This is a genomic window from Pedobacter sp. BAL39 (assembly GCF_000170795.1).
GTDB lineage: Bacteria > Bacteroidota > Bacteroidia > Sphingobacteriales > Sphingobacteriaceae > Pedobacter.
The window spans coordinates 61761-85108 of record NZ_ABCM01000022.1 but is presented as its reverse complement, the minus strand read 5'-3'; the positions used below and the strand labels follow the sequence as shown (position 1 = coordinate 85108).

Sequence of the window (23348 nt, the reverse complement as noted above, 5' to 3'; positions counted from 1 at the left end):
TTTGTAATGCGCATTACAATAAGTACTTACACAAAGCATATTACATCAAAGTTTCCCAGAGATGACGTTTTATTGTAATATCTTTGTGTTAAGAATCACCTAGTATTTTTTACAATTATAAGCTGACACGGCTTAAGCAAGCCTATATGAATAGTCCTTTTAGTTTTATGCTATCTTGACAGCGATATCGGCATTCCTGCGTTGCCTTGTTTGCGTTTTGAACGCCAAACCGGAAAACCAATGCCTATTTCCTATCCTGAAAGTCCCGTATCGATAGGCGATCATATAAGAAAGAAAAGAATGGAATTAAAGCTACTTCAAAAGGACGTGGCAAAGATTTGTGGAGTTAGTGAAGATTGTATTACAAATTGGGAAAAAAACCGGAATACGCCTCAAATTCAATATTATCCTCGTATTAGTAATTTTTTGGGGTACTTGCCATTCGATGTTGATTTGAGAACTCTTCCAGGGAAGTTAAAAGCACATAGATATATTAATGGGCTTAGCCAGAAACAACTGGGAAAAATTCTAGGCGTTGATGGAGCTACGGTTTGTAGCTGGGAATTGGAGGAAAACAAACCACATAAGGCGATACTGACAAAGCTAGATATGATGTTGTAATCAATATCATTATTGCACCCTTTTTTGATAAACTGCGAAAAAGTTAAATTGCTTGCAAATACTTAGGTATATTATGAATTACGCTCTTTTGTCGCTTCGAGCTATTTTTTTAGCAGTTGAAAATTATATAAAATTATATGGAGATTATGTAAGTTATGAAACATAAGGATAGCTATCTTTGTAGTTACTACGGTATTAATAAATAATTCTACTTTCATATAAATGAAAATTAGTTTATCCATACAGCTTAAAGCAGTCTTTTTAACTTTTGTATTCCTGTTGAATACCTTAGTTGGCTTTGCCTGTGCGGTCGGGATGGATATGGGCTTTAATACAAAGCACCATGAAGACCAGAAAGTTGTTAGTTCCGGCAAGCATACTCACAAGAACGGGAAACATCATGATCATGCAAAACATAGTCATGATCAAAGCACTGGTGATCATCATGCCTCAAAAAGTCAAAAAGATAACTGCTGCAAAGAACAAGTAGACAAAATAACAAAAACTGATAAGCTGACTCAGCCTGGGTTTAATTATAGTTTGTTATCCTCTTCATTATTTCTTTTGCCTTCGACAGTTTATCGAATAGGCGAGACAGTTACTTTTCCAGTAAATGTTCCTAATACCTATTTTGTCCGGCATTGCCGTCCGCCAATTCCCGACGTACGTATTGCCATACAAAGTTTCCAAATTTGATTTTAAAGTTTGATCATTTTCTGAATGGTATTGACCATTCCAGCTAAGTAATTATTCTATTAAAATCAACAAAATGAAAAAGATATTTCTAATGGTTGCTATTATTGCAACTTCCTTTGTGCAATATGGATTTGCACAAATTGACCATGCTGGTCATCAAACGCAAGCTGTTGCGCTCCTTCCTTTATATTACAATATTAAAGACGCCTTAGTAAGTGGGGATGCAAAACTTGCAGCTTCAAAATCCCAGGAATTCGTTAATGCGGTAAACAGTACTGATGCGAAAGTAGTTGGTGAAACTAATAAGAAGGCCTTATTGGAACATGCTGGTAAACTTGCTAAAAGCAAAGATCTTAAAAGTGAGCGTGAGCATTTTGCAGGTCTTTCAACCAGCATGATCGCCCTGGCCAAAGCATCAAAATTATCGGATGAACCTGTTTATCAAATGTATTGCCCAATGAAAAAAAGTAATTGGCTAAGCAGCGAAAAAGCAGTTAAGAATCCATATTACGGCAGCGCCATGCTGACCTGCGGAAATGTGGTTGAAACTATAAAATAATTATTGTCTAAGTGCCCCAAGCAATAGCTTGGGGCTTTCTTACTAATCAAAAAAATATGAAAACAGCAATATTAGGTATGGCACTTGCCATACTATTGTTTTCCGCTTGTAATAGTGGAATTAAAGATACTGGCGATACCGATAAATCAAATGATACCAGACAAACTGGATCTACCACAAAAACAGTCGAAGCACTCAGCCCTACAAAAAGGATTGTAACAGAATATCTAAGCTTGAAAAATGCATTAACCAAAGACGACGATAAGACTGCTGCGCAGACTGGAAAAAGCCTTGTTGAGGCCATATCGGCAGTAGACAAAGCGTCGCTAAGTACAGAACAATCTAAAGTCTTTACGGATATCGCTGATGATGCAAAAGAACATGCTGAACATATCGGAGCCAATGCAGGAAACATCAAACACCAGCGGGAACACTTCGAAACCTTAAGCCAGGAAATTTACGACCTGGTTAAGTCGGGTGGCAGCCCGAGTCAGAAGCTTTATTATGATAATTGTCCGATGTACAATAATGGAAAGGGCGGTAACTGGCTTAGCGAGACCAAGGAGATACAAAACCCATACCTGGGCAAGGGAATGCCAACCTGTGGCAGCATTAAGGAAGAACTAAACTAATTATGGTCCGGGTGCGACATGGTCTTTTTTTATTAGCAGGGGTACTGGTTTTTATTCAGTTCATTCGGCCTGCCAGTAATATTAGCATGAAGGATTACCCTGCCGATATCAGCCGGATATACCCAATGGAAGGTAAAATAAAGGGGATCTTAAGAAACTCCTGTTACGACTGCCATAGCAACAACACCAATTATCCCTGGTATTCTCAGATACAGCCCAGTGGTTGGTGGCTTGCCTCGCATATCAAGAAGGGGAAAGAGGAACTTAATTTCAATGAGTTTGGTAGTTACTCCTTTCGCAGGCAGCAAAGTAAGCTAAAAGCAATATCTAATACCATTAAAGACGGAACAATGCCCATAAGCTCCTATACAATGATCCACAAAAATGCCAGACTTTCCAAAGCTGAGCAAGATTTAATCCTGAACTGGATAGAAGAAACGAAAGACAATCTTTCAAAAAAATAATAGAGATGAAAAAATTGATAGTATATATTTTACTGATGGGTTTGTTCGGGTTCGCATCTGCGCACGATGGACAGAACATATCATTGCAGCAAAAGCAACAGCCGGTAGTTTATACCTGCCCTATGCACCCTGAAATCCAGAGCAAGACGCCAGGCAATTGTTCAAAGTGCGGCATGAAGCTGGTTATTCAGAAGAAAAAAAGCGTTCCGGCCAAAAAGGCCGTGCCAGGTAGAAAAACTCACCCTTCAAAAAAAGAAGGTATGGGTGGTATGAAAATGTCGCAGCAAAAGGCGGCTGTCGAAGCACCTTATTCAGGTGAAACCTATACTTGTCCCATGCATCCGGAAGTTCATGCTTCCAAGCCCGGTAATTGCCCAAAATGCGGAATGAAACTGGTAAAGGAAACCCAAAAGACAGCTCCCACTAAGCATGAGGGAATGGATATGCCCATGAAAGAAGATGCTAAAAAGTCGGATAGTATGGAGGGCATGAAAGGAATGCAAATGGGAGATGACAATGCCACAATGGAGAATATCAAAAAGGCAAAAGCACAGTTAGGACCTATAAAAACCATTACAAGTAAAACGCCACCCCGTACTGTTCGCTATGATCTGTACATAGCCGATACCACGGTGACTTATGGAAAGAAATCTAAGAGGGCAATTGCAGTGAACGGGCAAATCCCTATGCCGACACTAACTTTTACCGAAGGCGACACTGCACTGATCTATGTACATAATAACCTGGATGAAGAAACTTCCCTTCACTGGCATGGACTGTTTCTGCCTAATAAAATGGATGGGGTACCATTTCTGACCCAAATGCCAATAATGCCACATGCCACCTATATCTATAAATTTCCGATTGTTCAGCATGGTACCCACTGGTACCATAGCCATAGTATGCTTCAGGAACAGATAGGTATGTACGGAGCTTTTATTATGAATAAAAGAAAAGAATGGGACATTCCTACCATCCCCCTTGTATTAAGTGAGTGGACAGATATGAAACCAGAAGAGGTACATCGCAGCCTTAAGAATGCTACTGACTGGTTTGCAATCCAAAAAGGAACGACACAGAGTTATGGTGAGGCGATAAAAACCGGACATTTCAAGACCAAGGTAAACAATGAATGGAAGCGAATGACGGCCATGGATGTAAGTGACGTATACTATGATGCATTTTTAATCAATGGTAAAAACCAAAATGAACAGCCGCAATTCAAGGCCGGGGACAAGGTCAGGCTTCGCATTGCAAATGGTGGAGCTTCTGATTACTTCTGGCTAAGCTATTCCGGAGGAAAGATTACTGTTGTGGCTACTGATGGAAATGATGTGGAGCCGGTAGAAGTAGACAGGTTAATCATTGCCACTTCTGAAACTTACGATGTTGTGGTAACGATCCCAGAAAACAAGAAATACGAGTTTTTAGTCACTCCGGAAGATCGTACGAAATCAGCATCCCTGTGGCTTGGAAGTGGGGAAAAGGTTTTTGCTCAGAAACTTGATAGACCAAAATACTTTGCCGGAATGAAGATGATGAATGACATGATGGACATGCAGGGCAATATGATTGAAATGGAAGGCATGAAAATGCAGAACCAGGTCATGGACATGAATACAGTCATGTATCCTGAAATTACCGGTGCCGAAAATCCAAAGGCAAAGAATAAAAAGACAGATGCCCCCGGCATGCAGATGCCGAATGATAAAAGTATGGCGGGCATGAATATGGCTGATGGCAATCCCGATATGGTAACCCTGAATTACAATATGCTTCGTGATCCGAAGATAACGACGTTACCCAAAGGGCCATGGAAAGAATTGAAATTTGATTTGACCGGAAACATGAACCGCTATGTGTGGACTTTAGATAATAAAACCGTTTCAGAAAGTGATAAGATCCTGATCAAAAAAGGCGAAAATGTGCGCATCATTATGTTCAACAACAGCATGATGCGTCACCCTATGCACCTGCACGGCCACGATTTCAGGGTAGTTAACGGACAGGGTGAAAATGCGCCCATGAAAAATGTTCTTGACATTATGCCAATGGAAAGAGATACGATAGAGTTTGCGGCCAGTGAAAATGGAGGAGACTGGTTTTTCCACTGCCATATCCTTTATCATATGATGAGTGGTATGGGCAGGGTCTTTAGTTATGAAAATTCACCGCCCAATCCAGAACTGCCGGACCCCAAGCTTGCCTGGAAAAAGCTATCTGCTGATGACAGGAAATATCACCCAATGGCCAGTATTGGACTGGAAAGCAATGGTAGTGACGGAGAACTGATGTTTTCCAATACCCGTTACCGCTTATCTACGGAATGGAGAGTTGGACTTAAATCAGAACATGGGATTGAAAGCGAAACTTACTTTGGGCGCTATATTGGCAAGATGCAGTGGCTGATGCCGTTCGTTGGTTTTGACTATCATTATAACCGCATGAACAATGAAAGGGAAAACAATCTATTTGGACAACTCAGCAATCAAAAGAACAGAAAGGCAGCCGTGATCGGTGCGCAGTTTATTCTCCCGATGTTAGTCACCGCTGAGGCCCGACTGGATAGTAAAGGAAAGTTACGCTTTCAGCTGGGACGGGAAGATGTTCCCCTGACCAGTAGGCTACGTTTTAATTTTATGGCTAATACCGATAAAGAATATATGGCTGGTTTTAGGTACATTGTTACTAAATATTTCTCTTTCTCTACCCACTATGACAGCGATATGGGTTATGGAGCTGGACTTACCATCACTTATTAATCATAAGCATTATGAAGCATACCTATCAAATAAGTGGAATGAGCTGCCGGGGCTGCAGCAAAAAAGTAGCACAAGCGCTAAATGGAATCGAAGGTGTTTCTGCAGTAGTTACCTTAATGCCGCCTGAGGCAACCGTGACCATTGAAAAGCATGTGCCTGTAGAAATCTTGCAGCAAGCCTTATCTAATGCCGGAGATTATAAAATCTTACTGCCAGGGGATCATCAGATAGCGAAGGCGCATGATCACAGCGCAGCCTCTTCTATAAAAGTCGATCTTGCGGCAGCTGATCAAAAGGGGAAAACAGCAAAACCAGGGTCAGGAAAGTATTACTGCCCGATGCATTGTCAGGGAGAGAAAACTTATGATAAACCTGGTGATTGCCCCGTCTGCGGAATGGATTTGGTGAGGCAGCCTGTCTTAAAACAAACTACGCAATATTCATGTCCTATGCACCCGGAGATCATTCGTGACCAGCCTGGCGCTTGTCCGATCTGCGGAATGGATCTTGTGCAAATTGCAGGGAATGACTCTAATGAGGAAGATGACAAAACTTATGATCGGTTACTGCGGAAATTTAAGATAGCAGCCATTTTTACCGTGCCCATCTTTTTAATTTCGATGTCAGAGATGATCCCGGGTAATCCCTTGTTTAAATTAATGGAACTTAAGTACTGGAACTGGGTGCAATTTGCTTTATCAATCTCGGTCGTATTTTACGCAACCTGGATGTTTTTTGAAAGGGCGTGGCGGTCAGTGGTAACCTGGAACCTGAATATGTTTACCTTAATAGGAATCGGGGCAGGGGTAGCCTGGCTTTTTAGTTTACTAGCCTTATTGTCACCAGGCATTTTCCCAGATCAGTTCAAGACCCATTCAGGCACCGTATATGTGTATTTTGAAGCAGCAGCAGTCATTTTAACGCTGGTACTGCTGGGACAGCTTTTAGAGGCAAGGGCACATGGCAAAACAAACAGTGCCATCAGGGAACTGTTGAAATTGGCACCGAACCAGGCGACCAGGATCGTAGGTGAAAAGGAAGAAACGGTGGCCATTGATGACATTCAAAAAGGAGACTTGCTTCGGGTAAAGCCAGGCGAAAAAGTGCCTGTTGACGGAAGCATCAAGATGGGAGAAGTCAATATTGATGAATCCATGATTTCCGGGGAACCTATTCCTGTAGATAAAAAGCCAGGTGATCAGGTAAGTTCAGGAACGATCAATGGAAATAAAACGTTTACAATGGTGGCTGAAAAAGTGGGATCAGAAACCTTGCTTTCCCAGATCATTGATATGGTAAATTCAGCTAGCCGTTCAAAAGCGCCCATTCAAAAGTTAGCCGATAAGATATCTGGATACTTTGTCCCTGTTGTTGTATTTATTGCAGTGGCGACCTTTGTCGTTTGGGCAATATATGGTCCGGAGCCTTCTTATGTGTATGCATTTGTAAATGCAATCGCGGTGCTCATCATTGCCTGTCCGTGTGCACTAGGCCTTGCTACGCCAATGTCGGTAATGGTGGGCGTCGGAAAAGGTGCAAAGTCAGGCGTACTGATTAAAAATGCCGAGTCCCTGGAAAAACTGAATGCCATTGATATTGTGGTGATTGATAAGACCGGTACGGTTACCGAAGGTAAACCTTCAGTTGAAAAGGTGGTCAGTGCAGATCCTAAGTTTACTGAAACAGATATTCTCCAAAAGATTATTTCCTTAAACAGCAGTAGCGAACATCCGCTTGCTCAGGCTACCTTACGCTATGGAGAAGAAAAGAACATAAATCGATTACCTATTGAACATTTTGAAGCTGTTACCGGGAAAGGGGTTGTTGGAATTTTTGAAAACGAAAACCTGGCTCTTGGCAATGAGAAATTAATGGAACAGGTTCATGCCGCAATTGCACCCGGACTAATGGAACAAGTTAAGGCAGAGCAGAAACTAGGTAAAACGGTTTCTTATTTAGCCTTAGGTGAGCATACTATTGGGTTTGTGGTCATTTCTGATAAAATCAAGGAATCGAGTAAAGAAGCCATTATGAAATTACAAAAGGAAGGCTTACAGGTATTCATGTTTACGGGAGACAATGAAGATACTGCAAAGGCAGTAAGTGCGACCTTAAGCCTAGATGGATATAAAGCCCAGATGTTGCCGGAAGATAAATTGAACGAAATTAAACGTTTACAGCAAGAAGGGAAAAAAGTAGCTATGGCTGGCGATGGTATAAATGATGCCCCAGCATTGTCGCAGGCAGATATAGGAATAGCGATGGGTACAGGGACGGACGTAGCCATTGAAAGTGCTGACATAACTTTGGTAAAAGGCGACCTTAACGGGATTGCTAAAGCAAGACTATTGAGCCATAAGGTAATGGCAAATATTAGAGGAAACCTATTTTTTGCCTTGGGCTATAATGCGCTGGGAATCCCCATTGCAGCAGGTGTTTTGTATCCATTTTTTGGAATCTTGCTATCTCCTATGATTGCGGCACTGGCTATGAGTTTTAGTTCAGTATCCGTTATCCTAAACTCATTAAGGTTGCGAGCCGTAAAACTGGATTAACTTAAGAAATATTGAAAAGACAGCAGTTTTATAATCACGGTCATATTCAAAGAAGCCGATCAAGAGCCGGACTTATAGAAATTAATCTATACCAATTAATTAACAGATTCAATACTAAAAATTAAAAGTCATGAAAAACGAAAATCAAAACAATGAACATGAAAAAATGAACCAAGGTGATAATCCATATAAGAAATTTCTTCTGATGCTTTCCATTTCTTTTATCCTGATGTATGGCATAATGTTCTTAAACGTTGACCAGGCAAACCATATTTATCTAAGTGTTACAAGGACTTATATGTCTATTCTCATGATATCGTCCATGGCTTTGGTGATGCTGCCTATGATGGGTAAGATGTACCCAAATAAAAGATTAAACAAGGCTATTTTAGCATCGGCCATTATTGTATTTATTACTGCCCTGACCTTTTTAAGACAACAAATATTTGTAGGCGATATTCAATATATGAAGGGAATGATACCCCATCACTCTTCTGCAATTATGACCAGCAAGAATGCTAATATCAAAGACCCCGAACTAAAGAAACTGTCGGAGCAGATTATTAAATCACAGGAGGAGGAAATCGTACAAATGAAAGCCAAATTAAAAGAGTTAGAAAAATAAGTTACCCTGTAGAGTTCAATTGGGGAAAAAATTGCAGACCGTGAGCAGGGAAAAGTTTAGGGTAAGAACTTTGCCTTTCTCATTTGTGGTGGACAGTTACTTGCCCGTTACCAGATATACAGGGAGTCATTTTATTTAGCTGGCTTTTTAGACAAGATTATTACCAAACAACCTATTTCCCTAAGGTTAAGGGATGTATATAAGTTTAGGAGTTTAGTGATAGTTTGATTAAATCCAAAAATTCATCTATGTTAAATGGTTTTTGAATATATGCATTAGCAAAATTTATTTCAGCTAAAATTGGTAGGTCTGGCCGAGTGGAACTCATAATAATTGGAATGTCCTTTGTTTCAGGACAATTTTTTATTGATTGGCAGATAATTGATCCATCATTACTTAATCCATGATGTAATAAAATAAGCGCTGGCGTATGTTCCTTTACCTCCTCAAGTCTAAATGGTTTTTGAGATATCAAAACATTATAGCCTTCTTCTTTTAGCATTATTGAGATCACATCAATAATCGCCGGATCTTTATCGATTAACAGAATATTTTAAGACATATTGATTTGAGAACAAATAAAATAAAAAGCGACTATAAATCGAGAAATAGAGCATAATATTTATGTTACTAGATTATCATTATTTCCTCTTTTAAAAAAAGGTCCTTACGATCTACCTGAATAAAAGCTTGACGGCAAAAAGAGAAATTCAGTGTGTGCGTCAAATCTGGCTTGTCCAAACTTATACACTCCATTATTCCACCTTTTTATGATAAGTAGCGTAGTGATGTTACTCGTTACTTAGCTTCAAATAATCCTTGCGCAAATTCATCTGGTAAGGGACTTTCTAGTATTCCCCGAGCGGCAATGTCAAGATCATAAGCAACTCTTCTAAATTCTACTTTAACACTTTCCGGATCTAAAACCGAACTACTTTTATCTAAGGTCAGCATGACATAACAAGCCCGTGCATCCCCATCCTTTGGTTTCCCAACCGATCCTAAGTTGATCACATGTTTAAAAACACCGGCATTGCTTTCCAGGATCCGATGATAGGGCTTATGGGAATGGCCGACAAATAAAAGGTCTGCATTTGCTTCTTCCATCATTTCTAGCACCTGTTTTTCTTCGGTGTCAAACAAAGTATATTCATCTACGCTCCGGGTACTGCCATGGGCCATTACGATGTTTAGTTTTTCATGTCCATGTTTAAATTCCAGTTTGATGTGTGCTGGAAGTGCCAATAAATATTCCCGGTGATGATGTTCAACTAAGTGGTAAGCATACTTTTTACCAGGCTCAATTAAGTTTTCAGGAGTACTGATCAGGTTTTCTACTTTTAAGTCGTGGTTTCCTGCAAGGGTAACAACGCCCCGCCGACGAATTTCAGCAATGACTTCATTTGGCCATACATTGTAACCCACTAGGTCGCCAAGGCAATATACAGCATCAGGGGCCTGCTCGTCCATGTCTTCCAGCATGGCACTAAAGGCTGGAAGGTTGGCGTGTATATCTGAAAAAAGTGCAATTTTCATATTCTATCCTACTCTTAACATATCAGCGTATTCATTCGGAAGTGGACTATCCTCTACCGCTTTAGCTGCCTTTTCTATATCATACTCAAAGCGAATAAACTCCACTTTAATGCTTTCTTTGTCGGTTACTGTACTATTAGGGTTGATGGTTAAAATACCATAACCACCCCTTGGGTCGCTGTCTTTTGGTTTACCTACTGAGCCAATATTGATGGCATGGCGAAAATGATCGTTGCCGTCTTTACCTGAATTTAAAATCCGGTGATAAGGCTTATGGGTATGGCCAAAACACATAATATCTGCATCTGCTTGTTCCATGATACGGAGCATGCTTTTTTCATCACGGTCTTCAAAAAGGTATTCATTCACCTTACGGGGGCTACCATGAACGAGAAGGATATTGCGTTTATCGTGGTTCAACTGGTATTCCAGTCTAATGTGAGCAGGAAGAGTTCTTAAATAAGCACGCTGCTCATCTTTTACCACTTCATTGGTGTAGGAGATAGACACCTTACCTAGTGCTTTTTCTTCGTCGGTTTTATAGGCACAACCGCAATCATCACTTGATCGGCCGATGCCCCAGTCATAATTTCCAGCGATAGTTGGTATACCTCGTTTGCGAATTTCATCAATTACTTCATTTGGCCAAATGTTATATCCTACTAAATCTCCAAGGCAATAAATGGCATCAGTGTTTCTGGTTTCAACGTCTTTAAAAAAGCCTTCCAGGGCAGGAAGATTTGCATGGATATCGGAAAAAAGTGCAATTCTCATTATTGTATCGTGTTTAAGGTTTCTGAAGGATAGTATTTTTTTCTGAAGTAAAAAGCAAGGTTTACCAGGGCAATTAATGCAGGAACTTCAACCAAAGGGCCGATAACTCCGGCAAAGGCCTGACCTGAATTAATTCCAAATACGCCAATGGCTACTGCAATGGCCAATTCAAAATTGTTTCCAGTTGCAGTAAAGGCGATAGAAGCACTCTTGGAATAATCTGCGCCAAAATAACGTCCTGCAAAAAAACTCATGACGAACATGATGGAAAAATAAATGACCAGTGGAATAGCAATTCTTACCACATCCATAGGAATTTGTACAATTAACTCTCCTTTTAAACTGAACATGATCACGATAGTGAAGAGTAAAGCAATCAGGGTAATGGGAGAGATCATGGGCACAAAGACATTGTCAAACCATTCTTTTCCCTTAAGACTGATCAGCGCATATCTTGAAATAATTCCAAGCGCAAAAGGCAGCCCTAAATAAATTGCAACACTTTTAGCGATTTCGCCAATGGTAATATTGACTTCCAACCCTTTTAGCCCAAAATAGGGAGGCAATACTGTAATAAAAATATAGGCAAATACACTGTAAAACAAGACCTGGAAAATGCTGTTCAACGCAATCAGCCCCGCTGCATATTCCCGGTTTCCTTCGGCAAGTTCATTCCAGACCACCACCATAGCAATACACCTGGCCAGCCCAATCAAAATCAACCCCACCATATATTCCGGATAATCTCTTAAAAAAATGATAGCCAAAAAGAACATTAACAATGGGCCAACTACCCAGTTCAGTATCAGCGAAACGCTCAATACTTTTGTGTCTTTGAACACTTTACCCATTTTTTCATAACTCACCTTTGCAAGCGGAGGATACATCATCAGGATCAGTCCAATGGCTAAAGGAATATTTGTGGTACCGCTGGAAAAGGAATTGATAAAGCCGGATGATGAAGGCACGAAATAACCAATACTAACACCAAGGGCCATGGCAATAAAAATCCATAAGGTCAGGTACCGGTCAAGGAAACCTAATTTTTTTCGTTCGGCCACAGGGGCAAAGTTATTTGCACTCATTATATTTTTTGGTTTATATGTTTGCTCACAAAATCAGCAGAGTAAACTTTAATCAGATCTCTTACCCTTCGGAATTCTTCCATGACTTCTTCGGCTGTTCCAGTCGCTTTTGCAGGATCCGGAAAGTTCTGATGAAAGCGCTCCACCTTGCCAGGAAAATAAGGACAGGCCTCATTTGCTTTATCGCATACTGTAATCACTGCATCAAAAGAAATAGACAGGTATTCATCTACATGGTTGGAGGTATGAGCTGAAATGTCAATGTGGTCTTCTGCCATCACCTGCACCGCTTTTGGGTTTACGCCATGGGTTTCTATTCCTGCACTATAAATATTGGCTTTACCTTCTGCATAATTACGCAGGTAACCTTCAGCAAGCTGGCTTCTGCAGCTATTACCAGTACATAGGACTAATATGTTTTTCAATTTTTTTAAATTATAGTTTGACTTCTTCTTTCTAATAACACAGTATCTCGCCAGAGGCCAAGTTGCTTTCCAATCTTTTCCCTGACGCCAAGGATTCGAAAACCAGCTTTTTCATGGATTTTTAAGCTTGCCGCATTTTCCGGAAATATTCCGGCCTGCAAAGTCCAGATCCCTTCTTGTTCACTTTGTCTGACCAAAAGATTAAGCAGATCAGATCCTATGCCTTTTCCACTGAATGCCGGATCAACATAAACACTGACTTCTGCAACTCCGGCATAAACACATCTGGAAGAAACAGGGGTTAAAGCTGCCCATCCACGAACAGTGCCATCCTGGTCATCAACAAAGCGACAGTTTATTAAATGTGAATTGTCCCATTCCTCAAAAGATGGGGCAGTAGTTTGAAAAGTGGCATTGCCCGTTGCAATGCCCTTTTCATAAATTAATTTAACCTGCTCCCAATCTGAAGGAACTAAAATTCTAATCCCCATGTTCATTTATTTTAGCAACAGCCACCACCTGGAGTACATGCATTTGCAGCACCCGTTAGGTTTACCATTTCAAGTTTTTCTTTCTTTTCCGGAATGCCGCATTTGTCCATTGCCAGGCAAGCAGTCGTTTTAGAGGTTAAAATAAAGTTATCCCCATCAAAAGCCAGGTCATACTTTCCAATGGTTTCAGATTGGTATTCTACTTCTATATCAAGGTCTTCCATGCCGATAACCTGCTCTGATAAGGAAATGATGTTCAATAATTTTCCTGCTTTTAAACGGTGCTCAAAATCATTTGCATCCCAAAGCTGAAAATTTGCTACTTTTTCATGGCGTACAGTGCCTCCGCAGTCTATAAAATCTTTTGTGATCACACCCACTTCTGTAACATGAAAGTGCTCAGGCACAACTTGACCATTCTCTAATTGGAAATTAACACTTTCTCTTTTAGCCAGGATTTCTTTAATTTCTGATAGTTTCATAATGATATAATTTAATATTGCAATTTAACGATTGATTTAATCAAAAAAAAGCTAACAGCAGTTAGCCTCTTGTTTGTAAGCGCCTAAAAATGCACCCATTTGATTTTCTATTAATTTCCATGTTACCGGATTGATACAGTAACAAACACTCACACCTTCAATTGTACCCTGGATGATTTCTGCATTTTTAAGTTCTTTTAGATGCTGGGAAATTGTCGCCTGAGCAAGACCAAGTTCATCTACCAGATCGCCACAAATGCAAGTATTAGATGCAAGAATCCTTTGCAAGATTGCGATGCGGGCAGGATGAGCCAGCGCTTTTAATAACGTTGCCAATTGATTTTGTTCGATGCTGAATATCTCTGTTCTTGTAAGTCCCATAATATATTGCAATATTACGATTAAGTATTGTATGATACAAATTTATTTTGGTTATAATTCTTAACTAGTCAAAATCCATCATCAAATCCTCGTTTCTCAATAATTAAACTGGATCAAATACCAGTACGCTTTACAAATTAGACCCATCCCCATTAACTCTCGCATATCCTTTTTCTTTTAGTTGAATACCATAAGCTCATTCCATTATTCAAATCAAAATTTTAGTTTTTGATGATGAGTTTATAATAATTTGCGTTACAGAACAACGCCTGTTAATTGTTGTCTCAGAATAACCACAATTAAAGAAACCATTCGCAAACAAGGCAACGTAAGGTAGCCACTTCGACATTCCTGCGTTGCCTTGTTTGCGTTTTGAAAGCCAAACCGGAAAACCAATGCCTATTTCCTATCCTGAAAATCCAGCATCTATAGGTGATCATATAAGAAAGAGAAGAATGGAACTAAAGCTACTTCAAAAAGAAGTGGCAAGCATTTGCGGTGTTACTGAAGATTGCATCACAAATTGGGAAAAAAACAGGAGTATTCCTCAAATTCAATTTTTTCCGCATATTATAAAATTTTTGGGTTATATGCCATTTGAGGTTGATTTGACCACTCTTTCAGGAAAACTAAAAGCACATAGGCACATTCGTGGGCTTAGCCAAAAACAACTGGGGAAAATTCTTGGAGTTGACGGAGCTACAGTTTGTAGCTGGGAATTAGAGGAAAACCAACCTCATAAAGCAATACTGGAAAAGCTAAATATTATGTTGTGACCATTATCATTATTTCACGGTTAAACGGATAATGCTTATGATTTAGATCCTGTACTACTATCGGTTTAAATTATTCCGTACTTTACCAGAAAAATCAGTTGAAACAATCTATAATTCATATCGCACTTTTAGTTAAAGATTACGACGAAGCCATCGACTTTTACGTTAATAAGTTAAGATTTAAAGTCATTGAAGATACACGCCTTTCAGATTTGAAAAGATGGGTATTAGTCCAGCCTCCTGGTTCCTCGGGATGCTGTCTTCTTCTAGCCAAAGCAGTCAATGAACAGCAAGATTCAAGTGTAGGTAATCAGAGTGGTGGAAGAGTTTTTCTATTTCTTGATACGGATAACTTTGTTGAAACGTACAATACAATGTTAGCTAATGGCGTTGCGTTTGTGCGTGAGCCAATTGTTGAAGCATATGGAACAGTTGCAGTATTTAAAGATTTATATGGTAATTTATGGGACCTGATTGAGAGAAATATTTAGAATTACTTGATGTTGCGGACATGCGGAGCGCGCTTTAATCAATATTTATTTTATTTACTAGATGTGGTACACCCAGACGCAATTACATATGCATGCATCAAATCGCATTGGGATCCTCTGTAATAATATTTAAAATGAGTTAACATCTCCCGTGCGCCTACGAAAGACGCCCGGTCCTTTTGTAATCACCTTATCTGCGCAGGTTTGATTTCGAAGCAATAAGTACCGGTTTAAATATATGCTTGGCACACTACGCATAAAGGATAATTATTATAGTGATACCCGTAGCATGGCGCTTGAATACAGTTACAATTTCGGCAACAAACAGTCAAGGAAAAGCTCGACTGGGGTACCGGTTCGCAAAACGTAAAGGGCAGCTAATGTAATTATCCAAACCTCTCTTTTATTTCGGAGTCTGACTTACTACCACTTATTGATCCTTTTGGAGAGTAACTTCACTATATTTTTAATTGGAGAAAAAGAAAAGCCCCTTGATTAAAAATCAACGGGCCTTATCTAAATTAACGCTCTCATATATTAAGCGTTTGAATGTGCAAATTATTGTATGAAGTGTGATATACTTCTTTCAACGGAAAATTTAATTCCAAAGCGAATCATATAAATCTTACATATTGCTAGTACTGTATTTACTGCACTCTATGCTGTTCAACCTTATTGTTAGTATCATGAATCCCACTTGAAGGTCTAAGGAAAAAAGAAATTGCCATAAATATTCCAATGATTATAAGGAAAACACCAACATATCTGCCCACCTTTTCGATAATTTGAGTGGTATACGCATTCCCGTATGATTTAAATTCTTCAACCCCGGCCACGTTTCGTCGGTTAAACTGTCGTTTGTTTATCTGGAATCTCAAATAGAATCCGCCTGCTATAAATATAATTGCCCAAATAATGTTCATGTCAAAATCTTTAAACGTACAACGCCTTTTTTATAGTGTTTGTTTGGAGTTGTCCAACTAGTGAAAATTTGGGCGAACCTTATTCTTTCAAAACGATCAGTCAGAAGTCAGTTTTCAAAAACTCAATACTTGCCGTTGACTAATTCTGTCAATGACCAGATCAAAAACATCAAATCTTTCATCAACTTTTAATACTCGCCAAGATTATTATAAAATCTTCTGATTTTAATTTCGCTATGGAAACCCTTTCATTCATGAGTTGTAAAGTACGCAATAAACGATCCTTTATTCGGCAATGAAAATTAGAAGAAATGCAAGATTACCTCAAAAAACGACCGTTTTTTGATAGAAATTGAGATGAGTATTTGATAAACAGTTATAGAACTATTGTGTCTTTTCTAGCAGGCCAGCGATGAAGTAAAGTCTACAGTTGTTTCCTTTCAACCATCAAGAAAAAGGAAGAATACAAGTTATCCTATGAGAGATTTTTGGCTATATTGTAATCACCTACATTTATTGAAATGAAAAACGACAAAACATCACAAAACTACACGTTAAACAGACGTAATTTTGTTACTGGAATTATCCCGGTGATAGCTGGCGCAACAATACCATCCTGGGCTTCGGCGAAGGAGATTCAACAAACCAGAGAAGACAATGACTTTCCAGGACTTATTACGCGAGAGAAAAAGCCATTAAATATGGAGTTTCCATTTCCTACGTTAAAAAACAGGATTACTCCAAATAACCAGTTCTTCATCAGGAGTCATTTTAATATTCCCAATATTGATGCTACAAATTGGGAATTAGAGATTGGCGGCAACACCAATCATGTCATAAAGATCAATCTGAGCGAACTTAAAAAGCTTCCTGCAAAAAAGGTAATGGCTACTATAGAATGTGCCGGAAACGGACGTGCTAACCTCGCCCCAAAAGTGAAGGGTTTAGGATGGGAACAAGGTGGGATCAGCAATGCTGAATGGACAGGAGTACCTTTATCCGTATTGTTAAAGAAGGCTGGCATAAAGGTGGGTACGGTAGACATTATTTTGGAAGGGAATGATGAGGGGATGATTACAGAAGAGCCGAAATCACCAGGAAAAATCAAATTCGCCCGAAGCATTCCGTTAAATATAGCAATGCAGGATCACATCATCATCGCCTATGAAATGAATGGAAAACCATTGAGTGCTGAACATGGTTTCCCGGCAAGGGCAATTATTCCAGGATGGTATGGTATGGCATCTGTGAAATGGCTGATGAAAATTACTGCATCTGAAAAGCCGTTTGATGGCTATTGGCAGACGATTGAATATGCTTACTGGAAGCGTGTTGAAGGACTACCTACCTTGACGCCCGTAACCACTACATTGGTTAAGTCTGAAATATCAAGGCCGGTATTGTTTGAAGCGGTGCCGGCTGGAAAACCTTATCAAGTAAGGGGTGCAGGATGGTCAGGTGATAGTAACCTATCGAAAGTAGAAATAAGCACGGATAAAGGAAATTCATGGCAACCAGCAAAATTAATTGGTCCTGCTATCCCTTTCGCCTGGCAGCTATTTGAATTTGAATGGGTGGTTCCTGCTAAGACTGGAAGATATAGTTTAATGGCTAGAGCGACAGATCAAAATGGCAAAACGCAACCCATGGAGCATGATTTAGACAGAAGAACTTACATGGTTAATTTTATCTCGCCAATTGATGTAGATGTAATATAGCTCAATAAGAACAAATTTCAGGATCTTGCGGTTATCGCATAAGGCTTGTTTGGCATAAACAGTTTATCACATTTAATATTCTACATCAAACCATGATCAGATTCACGTCTATACTTTTACTATTTGCTAGTTTCTCTGCACGAGCACAACATGAACACATGCAAATGGCAACTAAAAAAAATATCTTCCTTGGGCAAATGGCCCATATGATGATGAAGATGGATGAAATATCAGCTACCACATCTGCAGACAGAGATTTCATACAAATGATGATCCCACATCACCAGGGTGCTATTGATATGGCAGAAGAAGAGATTAAGACCGGAAAAAATAAAGAAATGATTCAGCTGGCTAAAAGTATCAAAGCTGAGCAACAAACCCAGATTCAGCAAATGCAACTCCTGCTCAGCCATCCTGAAGGATTTATCGCTACAGGCAACCAACATCAAAACGCTAACCAGAAGATGATGAAAGTGATGATGGAACAAATGCCTGAAGAAAAACAATTGACGGATACTGATCTGTCCTTTGCAAAAATAATGCTTCCTCACCATCAGGCTGCCATCGACATGGCTAAAGTTGAGTTGCGGTATGGAAAAAATAAAAATGTAAAAAGACTGGCCGAGAATATTATCTCAGATGAACAGATAGAAATCCAACAAATGAAGACATTTACAAACTCCCATTAACATATGAAAAAGATATCCTTGTTTACGCTATTTATATCCAGTTTTGTCCTACAATCAAAAGCACAATCAATCTATGCCCAAGACAGGGTTTATACAGGCAATCAGATATCTAATACGGTTTCTGTCTTAGATCCCTCAACACAAACGCTATTAGGAAATATTGTTCTTGGTAAACCCCAACCTGATATCTTAAGTCCTCTATATAAGGGACAGGCCCTGGTTCATGGCCTGGGTTATTCCCCTAAAAGGCAATTACTAGCAGCGGTTTCCATTGGATCAAATTCAGTAACCTTTATTTCAACAGCAAAAAATAAAGTTTTAAAAACTGTTTATATCGGACGTTCACCGCATGAGGCAACCTTTAACCCTTCAGGATCACAGGCATGGATATCGGTAAGAGGAGAATCGTATATCAGCGTAATTGATGCAAATAAACTGATTGAAATCAAGCAAATCCCAGTAGCCGACGGCCCGGGAATGGTTGCTTTTACTCCAGATGGAAAATGGGCTTATATTTGTTCCAGCTTTACTGCAGAAGTGGATGTAGTGAATGCAACTTCTTATGCTATTGTAAAGCGTATTCCAGTAGTTAGTCCATTTTCTCCAAATATATTCTGTAGTCCTGATGGGAAATGGATTGCATTGACACATAAGGATGTAGGGAAGATCACTGTCATCAGCACGGAGACAAATACGATACATACAGTAGTAAATACAGGTCCAATTACCAACCATGTCACTTTTACTTTAGTTAATGATTCACCTGTGATGCTGGCAACCATTGGCGGAGAAAACAGCTTAAAAGTATTTAGTGTTTCACAAGATTTCAAGCTTACTGATAGCGTTGCGACAGGATCATTGCCACATGGCGTCTGGACTTCGGCAGATGGTAAATTTGCATATGTCGGATTAGAAAATGATGACCAGGTACAAGTGGTTGATCTGGTAAAAATGGCCGTTGTAAAAACCATTGCTATTGGACAATGTCCGCAAGCATTGTTGTACGCCGCTAATGCCAGCCCTGCAAATGCCTCAAAAGAAAATTTAACCCCGCTTAATCTTGCAGACAAAAGTCAGGTGATTAAATTGATGAATAAGGATAATTCAATGTCATCAGGCATGCTAAACGTAAGAAGCGTAGGCTTGACTGATCTTGTCCAACAGGACTTTAAAAAACTCGAGCCAAATACTTCGTATACTTTAGCGTTAACCAACTCCTCAAATGATACGTTTAACGCAGATTATGTCATCAATTCTTTTAAGACCGATGAAAAAGGAGCTTTTAGCGGTCAATCCTCGGGGATAATTAAGAGTGTAGGAACAGGTGGCGCCGATTATAAACATGTGGTTCTTATTGATGATCTTTCAAAAAAGCTGGTGATGATCAGTAACTAATGTATTTTAAACCAAAGATATAACTGCCCATAATGCAGCACTTGAAATTACTATCCATAAAATTACGCCTTGTAACAGTGGCATTATCCCCACTGCTTTCAAGATAGTAAATGAGAGTCCGCTTCCTATCAGGAACAAGGTTAAAGTTAAGCCTGCTTTTGCTAATGCTACAAAGTAGGGCGCAAAAGGCTTAATAAAAGGTAAGTAGGTGTTGGCGATCATTGCCAGGATAAATAGCCCTATAAAATAGGGTATACTAACTTTGCTATTGTTGCTTTTGAACAGGAAAGATGTACCAAACGCTACGGGAACAATCCATAGTGCTCTGGCTAACTTAACAGTTGTGGCTATCTGTAGTGCTTGTTCACCATATTTACTGGCTGCCCCAACAACAGAACTGGTATCGTGAATAGCAATGGCACACCACATACCAAATTGTGACTGTGACAAGTTAAGCGCATGTCCGATAGCGGGGAAAAGAAATAAGGCCACCGAGTTGAGTATAAAAACAGTACCCATTGCAACGGAGATCTGTTTTTCTTCTGCGTTCATTACAGGCGACAATGCAGCAATAGCACTTCCACCACAGATCGCCGTTCCAGCTGATATCAAAAAAGATGTTTTACGTTCTATTTTAAATACTTTTCCCAGGATAAAACCAATGATAAGCACTCCGAAAATAGAAACTACGGTAAACAGTACGCCTTCTTTTCCTGCTTTCATTGCACTGAATACATTCATTCCAAATCCTAGCCCGACAACAGAAATTTTTAGCAGCAGGTTTGTGGCCTTGTGATTTAAATGCAGATAGGGATGTTCCATTAGTTGCGCCAATACTAATCCTAGCAATAAGGCTAAAGGAGGCGACATAAATGGAAAGAGGCACAGCAAAACTGCCAGGATGAAGATAATTTTACGGGTGTTTAAATTTAAGTTTAGCAGGTTACCCGCCTTTATTTTAGAAGAATTTGAATTGTCTTTGATTTGTGTCATAATTTTGATTGTCTTTATTTTCTAATTCAAAGATCCATAACTAATAAACCCCGATCAAATCATTAAAACTTATCTTCCATAACTTCATGTTATAGAAGATAAGTTTTTAGACATTATTTATTCCCAACCCCATTTTTTGAAAATGAGATGTCCTTTATCGGATTGCATAAACTTGATAAAATCCTCAGTTTCCGACTTATGCGTACCAGTGCTACCCCTCACTACAGGTGTACCTCTATAGACTGTTTGTGTAACAGGAATCCTAACCATTGAGGTGAGGTCTGGTAAACGGTTATGCCAGGAGCCAAATGTTATCCAGGCATCATATTGAGGATCATTTTTCCATGCAGCAATACCCAATGCCGAATTTGCAAATGTACCTGCTATACGCTGCTGTATGTTTGCAATCAGATCTTGTCGACCTGCCAAATCTTCCCAAAGCCCCATTTGCCCAGCCCCATTCACATCAAGAATTTTCACACCTGGTTTACAGAGATCGCCCAGATTTTTGATGTTTTTAGGATTGCCGGGCCGTACCAGGATCGCTGCCGCACGTTTATATAACTCTGTCCGAGAGTTCGCCACTATCATGTTTGGGTGGTCAGACATGAATTTTGAAAGCATGTATTCTGCTCCTCCAAAGAACAGATCTGCATGTTTCATTGCATCCGGCATCCATTCATTATCTGGCCCGGCAGTGACTTTAATTACGATATCATGCTGCTTTCCAAAAACCTTCGCACATTCATTGATCGGTCCGAGCGGCCCACCGGGACCATAGACATATAAAGTATCGTTTGGGATTTGTGCATTCCCAATGGTCACTACAGCAACGACTGACAATATGGTTAAAAATATATTTTTCATTGTGTTTATGTTTAAGGTAAATCAAAACCAAACTTTTTGTAGATGGCAGCAGCCTGCGGACTGATCAAAAAATCCATAAAATCTTTTGCAGCGGCCGGATGTGGCGCATCTTTTAACTGTCCCGCTATATATTGCGCATGGATATTCTCTTTTTCAGGAATTTCAATGAGCTCAACAGGATGGCCAATCATTTTCTGATAGTAGGCCTCAGTATACCATACTGGAGCGGCGTCACTTTCATTGTATAGGATCCTCATTGGTGATTGGCGATGATGGATCATGGTAAGATAAGTAGTCTTATCTTTAACTTTATCTTCCATGATGGTAGATTTTAATGTTTCTCCTCCAGCTTTCAGATAGGCTTCTTCAATACGTTTACCAATCCCTTCATTTTCTGGATTTGGCATACTGATCCTCAGCTCTTTATCTGCTAAATCTTTGAGTGACTTCAATGCCTTCGGATTTCCCTTTTGAACCATGATTGCCAACCTGTTTCTAGCATATAAAGTCGTTTTGCTAAACCATTCAGGGGTCATGTCTATCCGGTTCTTACCAGCTGTATAAACATCCGGCTTTAAGGTAATTCTCATGTTGCCCACCACAATGCTACCGGTTTTTATTTGTTGGGCTAAAATGCCTGGGGGAAGCGTTTCGGCAAATACCCGCTGATAATGTGGATATGACTTTTTAAAGGCTGCAATTAATTCGTCAATGCACATAAACTGGTTACCGGCAAAGAAAACCACCAGTTGGGGATCATTAATGTCTCCAAAAAGATCAGGCACATTGTCTACTCCAGGTACTGTGAACTGAACTTTACTTTCAGGTGGAGTATTCCAGGGCGGATCAAAGCGATGATCCTGGGCCTTAACATTTCCACAAAGCAATAAAAATGCAACTGTGGCTAAAAAGGTGTGATTTATATATTTCATGATTTTCTAATTATTTGGTTTAAGGATGTACAACTGCCCATCCCTGATATTGACGGATGATGATTTCACCATTGCCGCTGGGTACATAACTGATAAAATCAAATAAGGTATTTTTTTCGATCTTTCTTTCTCTGACGGTATTTTCGCATTGTGCAAGAATTACTCCTCTGGACTGCAGTTCTAATAATGTTTTTTCAAAAGATCCGTTCTTCTGGTAAACAGCTACGCCATCTCCAAAGGCAATAAGTTCTGCATTGATTTTCCCTTTTAACCTGGGATCGTCGAGTGCATTTTTTAGGTTTCGAAGTGTTCCTGCAATCTTTTTCTCATCACCGTTATTGATTACATACAGTGCCTTATAATTTTTCAGGGTGGCTTTTGCCCCTGTAAAATTAGCAGGTGTAGCTTGGGCAAAAGTGGCCGAGGTTGCTGCGATCAGCAAAAATAATGTACAGATTAAGGTTATTTTTTTCATG

25 protein-coding genes are annotated in these 23348 nt (G+C 39.6%); 13 read left to right on the top strand and 12 right to left on the bottom strand.

Going from position 1 to position 23348, the window contains the following annotated elements:
* Positions 1-240: 240 nt before the first annotated feature.
* The 8 genes from PBAL39_RS21360 (at position 241) to PBAL39_RS21325 (ending at position 8914) form a co-directional block, all read left to right on the top strand.
* The gene (locus PBAL39_RS21360; RefSeq protein WP_008245530.1) at positions 241-621 is read left to right on the top strand and encodes a helix-turn-helix domain-containing protein; all 381 of its coding nucleotides are present in this window, start codon (positions 241-243) and stop codon (positions 619-621) included.
* 222 nt (positions 622-843) lie between these two features.
* The gene (locus tag PBAL39_RS25465) at positions 844-1317 is read left to right on the top strand and encodes a hypothetical protein (protein WP_157274153.1); all 474 of its coding nucleotides are present in this window, start codon (positions 844-846) and stop codon (positions 1315-1317) included.
* A gap of 73 nt (positions 1318-1390) precedes the next feature.
* Entirely contained in the window at positions 1391-1876 is a 486-nt protein-coding gene (locus tag PBAL39_RS21350) for a DUF3347 domain-containing protein (RefSeq protein WP_157274152.1), read from the top strand.
* Between the two features lie 56 nt (positions 1877-1932).
* Entirely contained in the window at positions 1933-2508 is a 576-nt protein-coding gene (locus tag PBAL39_RS21345; protein ID WP_008245524.1) for a DUF3347 domain-containing protein, read from the top strand.
* A gap of 2 nt (positions 2509-2510) precedes the next feature.
* Positions 2511-2972: a heme-binding domain-containing protein gene (locus PBAL39_RS21340; protein WP_008245523.1), complete on the top strand. Its 462-nt coding sequence runs from the start codon at positions 2511-2513 to the stop codon at positions 2970-2972.
* Between the two features lie 5 nt (positions 2973-2977).
* Positions 2978-5734, top strand: coding sequence for a multicopper oxidase domain-containing protein (locus PBAL39_RS21335; protein ID WP_008245522.1), 2757 nt, complete (start codon positions 2978-2980; stop codon positions 5732-5734).
* Positions 5735-5745: 11 nt separating this feature from the next.
* Positions 5746-8289 carry a heavy metal translocating P-type ATPase gene (locus PBAL39_RS21330; RefSeq protein WP_039867355.1) on the top strand — a complete coding sequence of 848 codons (2544 nt, stop codon included), beginning with the start codon at positions 5746-5748 and terminating at the stop codon, positions 8287-8289.
* A gap of 130 nt (positions 8290-8419) precedes the next feature.
* Entirely contained in the window at positions 8420-8914 is a 495-nt protein-coding gene (locus tag PBAL39_RS21325) for a DUF305 domain-containing protein (protein WP_008245511.1), read from the top strand.
* A gap of 205 nt (positions 8915-9119) precedes the next feature.
* Here PBAL39_RS21325 and PBAL39_RS21320 read toward each other — a convergent pair whose 3' ends face one another.
* The 8 genes from PBAL39_RS21320 to PBAL39_RS21285 form a co-directional block, all read right to left on the bottom strand.
* A complete protein-coding gene (locus tag PBAL39_RS21320) occupies positions 9120-9455 on the bottom strand; it encodes a PleD family two-component system response regulator (protein ID WP_255348740.1) in 336 nt (111 codons plus the stop codon).
* Positions 9456-9712: 257 nt separating this feature from the next.
* Positions 9713-10450, bottom strand: coding sequence for a metallophosphoesterase (locus PBAL39_RS21315; RefSeq protein ID WP_008245507.1), 738 nt, complete (start codon positions 10448-10450; stop codon positions 9713-9715).
* 3 nt (positions 10451-10453) lie between these two features.
* The gene (locus tag PBAL39_RS21310) at positions 10454-11224 is read right to left on the bottom strand and encodes a metallophosphoesterase (protein ID WP_008245505.1); all 771 of its coding nucleotides are present in this window, start codon (positions 11222-11224) and stop codon (positions 10454-10456) included.
* Positions 11224-12309, bottom strand: coding sequence for an ACR3 family arsenite efflux transporter (arsB, locus tag PBAL39_RS21305; protein ID WP_008245501.1), 1086 nt, complete (start codon positions 12307-12309; stop codon positions 11224-11226). The genes PBAL39_RS21310 and arsB overlap by 1 nt, the downstream gene beginning before the upstream one ends.
* Positions 12309-12734: an arsenate reductase ArsC gene (locus PBAL39_RS21300; protein ID WP_008245500.1), complete on the bottom strand. Its 426-nt coding sequence runs from the start codon at positions 12732-12734 to the stop codon at positions 12309-12311. The genes arsB and PBAL39_RS21300 overlap by 1 nt, the downstream gene beginning before the upstream one ends.
* 5 nt (positions 12735-12739) lie before the next feature.
* Positions 12740-13225 (bottom strand): GNAT family N-acetyltransferase, encoded by a 486-nt coding sequence (locus tag PBAL39_RS21295; RefSeq protein ID WP_050784380.1) that lies wholly within the window; start codon positions 13223-13225, stop codon positions 12740-12742.
* A gap of 11 nt (positions 13226-13236) precedes the next feature.
* Entirely contained in the window at positions 13237-13707 is a 471-nt protein-coding gene (locus PBAL39_RS21290) for a DUF6428 family protein (protein ID WP_008245498.1), read from the bottom strand.
* A gap of 51 nt (positions 13708-13758) precedes the next feature.
* Entirely contained in the window at positions 13759-14088 is a 330-nt protein-coding gene (locus tag PBAL39_RS21285) for a helix-turn-helix transcriptional regulator (protein WP_008245497.1), read from the bottom strand.
* 395 nt (positions 14089-14483) lie between these two features.
* Here PBAL39_RS21285 and PBAL39_RS21280 point away from each other — a divergent pair, with 395 nt between their 5' ends.
* The 5 genes from PBAL39_RS21280 to PBAL39_RS21255 all read left to right on the top strand — a co-directional run bounded on the left by PBAL39_RS21280 (position 14484) and on the right by PBAL39_RS21255 (position 20080).
* Positions 14484-14864, top strand: a complete 381-nt coding sequence (locus PBAL39_RS21280; RefSeq protein WP_157274150.1) for a helix-turn-helix transcriptional regulator — start codon at positions 14484-14486, stop codon at positions 14862-14864.
* 98 nt (positions 14865-14962) lie between these two features.
* Positions 14963-15355, top strand: a complete 393-nt coding sequence (locus PBAL39_RS21275) for a VOC family protein (RefSeq protein WP_008245495.1) — start codon at positions 14963-14965, stop codon at positions 15353-15355.
* A gap of 1444 nt (positions 15356-16799) precedes the next feature.
* The gene (locus tag PBAL39_RS21265; protein ID WP_008245487.1) at positions 16800-17996 is read left to right on the top strand and encodes a sulfite oxidase; all 1197 of its coding nucleotides are present in this window, start codon (positions 16800-16802) and stop codon (positions 17994-17996) included.
* A gap of 92 nt (positions 17997-18088) precedes the next feature.
* On the top strand, positions 18089-18685 hold the full coding sequence (locus tag PBAL39_RS21260) for a DUF305 domain-containing protein (RefSeq protein ID WP_008245485.1): 597 nt from the start codon (positions 18089-18091) through the stop codon (positions 18683-18685).
* A 3-nt stretch (positions 18686-18688) separates the two neighbouring features.
* Positions 18689-20080 carry a beta-propeller fold lactonase family protein gene (locus tag PBAL39_RS21255; protein ID WP_008245482.1) on the top strand — a complete coding sequence of 464 codons (1392 nt, stop codon included), beginning with the start codon at positions 18689-18691 and terminating at the stop codon, positions 20078-20080.
* A gap of 6 nt (positions 20081-20086) precedes the next feature.
* Here the strand turns inward: PBAL39_RS21255 and PBAL39_RS21250 are convergent, their stop codons facing one another.
* The 4 genes from PBAL39_RS21250 to PBAL39_RS21235 all read right to left on the bottom strand — a co-directional run bounded on the left by PBAL39_RS21250 (position 20087) and on the right by PBAL39_RS21235 (position 23347).
* Positions 20087-21073 (bottom strand): YeiH family protein, encoded by a 987-nt coding sequence (locus PBAL39_RS21250; protein WP_008245480.1) that lies wholly within the window; start codon positions 21071-21073, stop codon positions 20087-20089.
* Positions 21074-21190: 117 nt separating this feature from the next.
* Positions 21191-21940: a substrate-binding domain-containing protein gene (locus tag PBAL39_RS21245; protein WP_008245473.1), complete on the bottom strand. Its 750-nt coding sequence runs from the start codon at positions 21938-21940 to the stop codon at positions 21191-21193.
* Between the two features lie 11 nt (positions 21941-21951).
* Positions 21952-22872 (bottom strand): substrate-binding domain-containing protein, encoded by a 921-nt coding sequence (locus tag PBAL39_RS21240; protein WP_008245472.1) that lies wholly within the window; start codon positions 22870-22872, stop codon positions 21952-21954.
* Between the two features lie 19 nt (positions 22873-22891).
* Positions 22892-23347: a DsrE family protein gene (locus tag PBAL39_RS21235; protein WP_008245470.1), complete on the bottom strand. Its 456-nt coding sequence runs from the start codon at positions 23345-23347 to the stop codon at positions 22892-22894.
* Between the last annotated feature and the right edge of the window lies 1 nt (position 23348).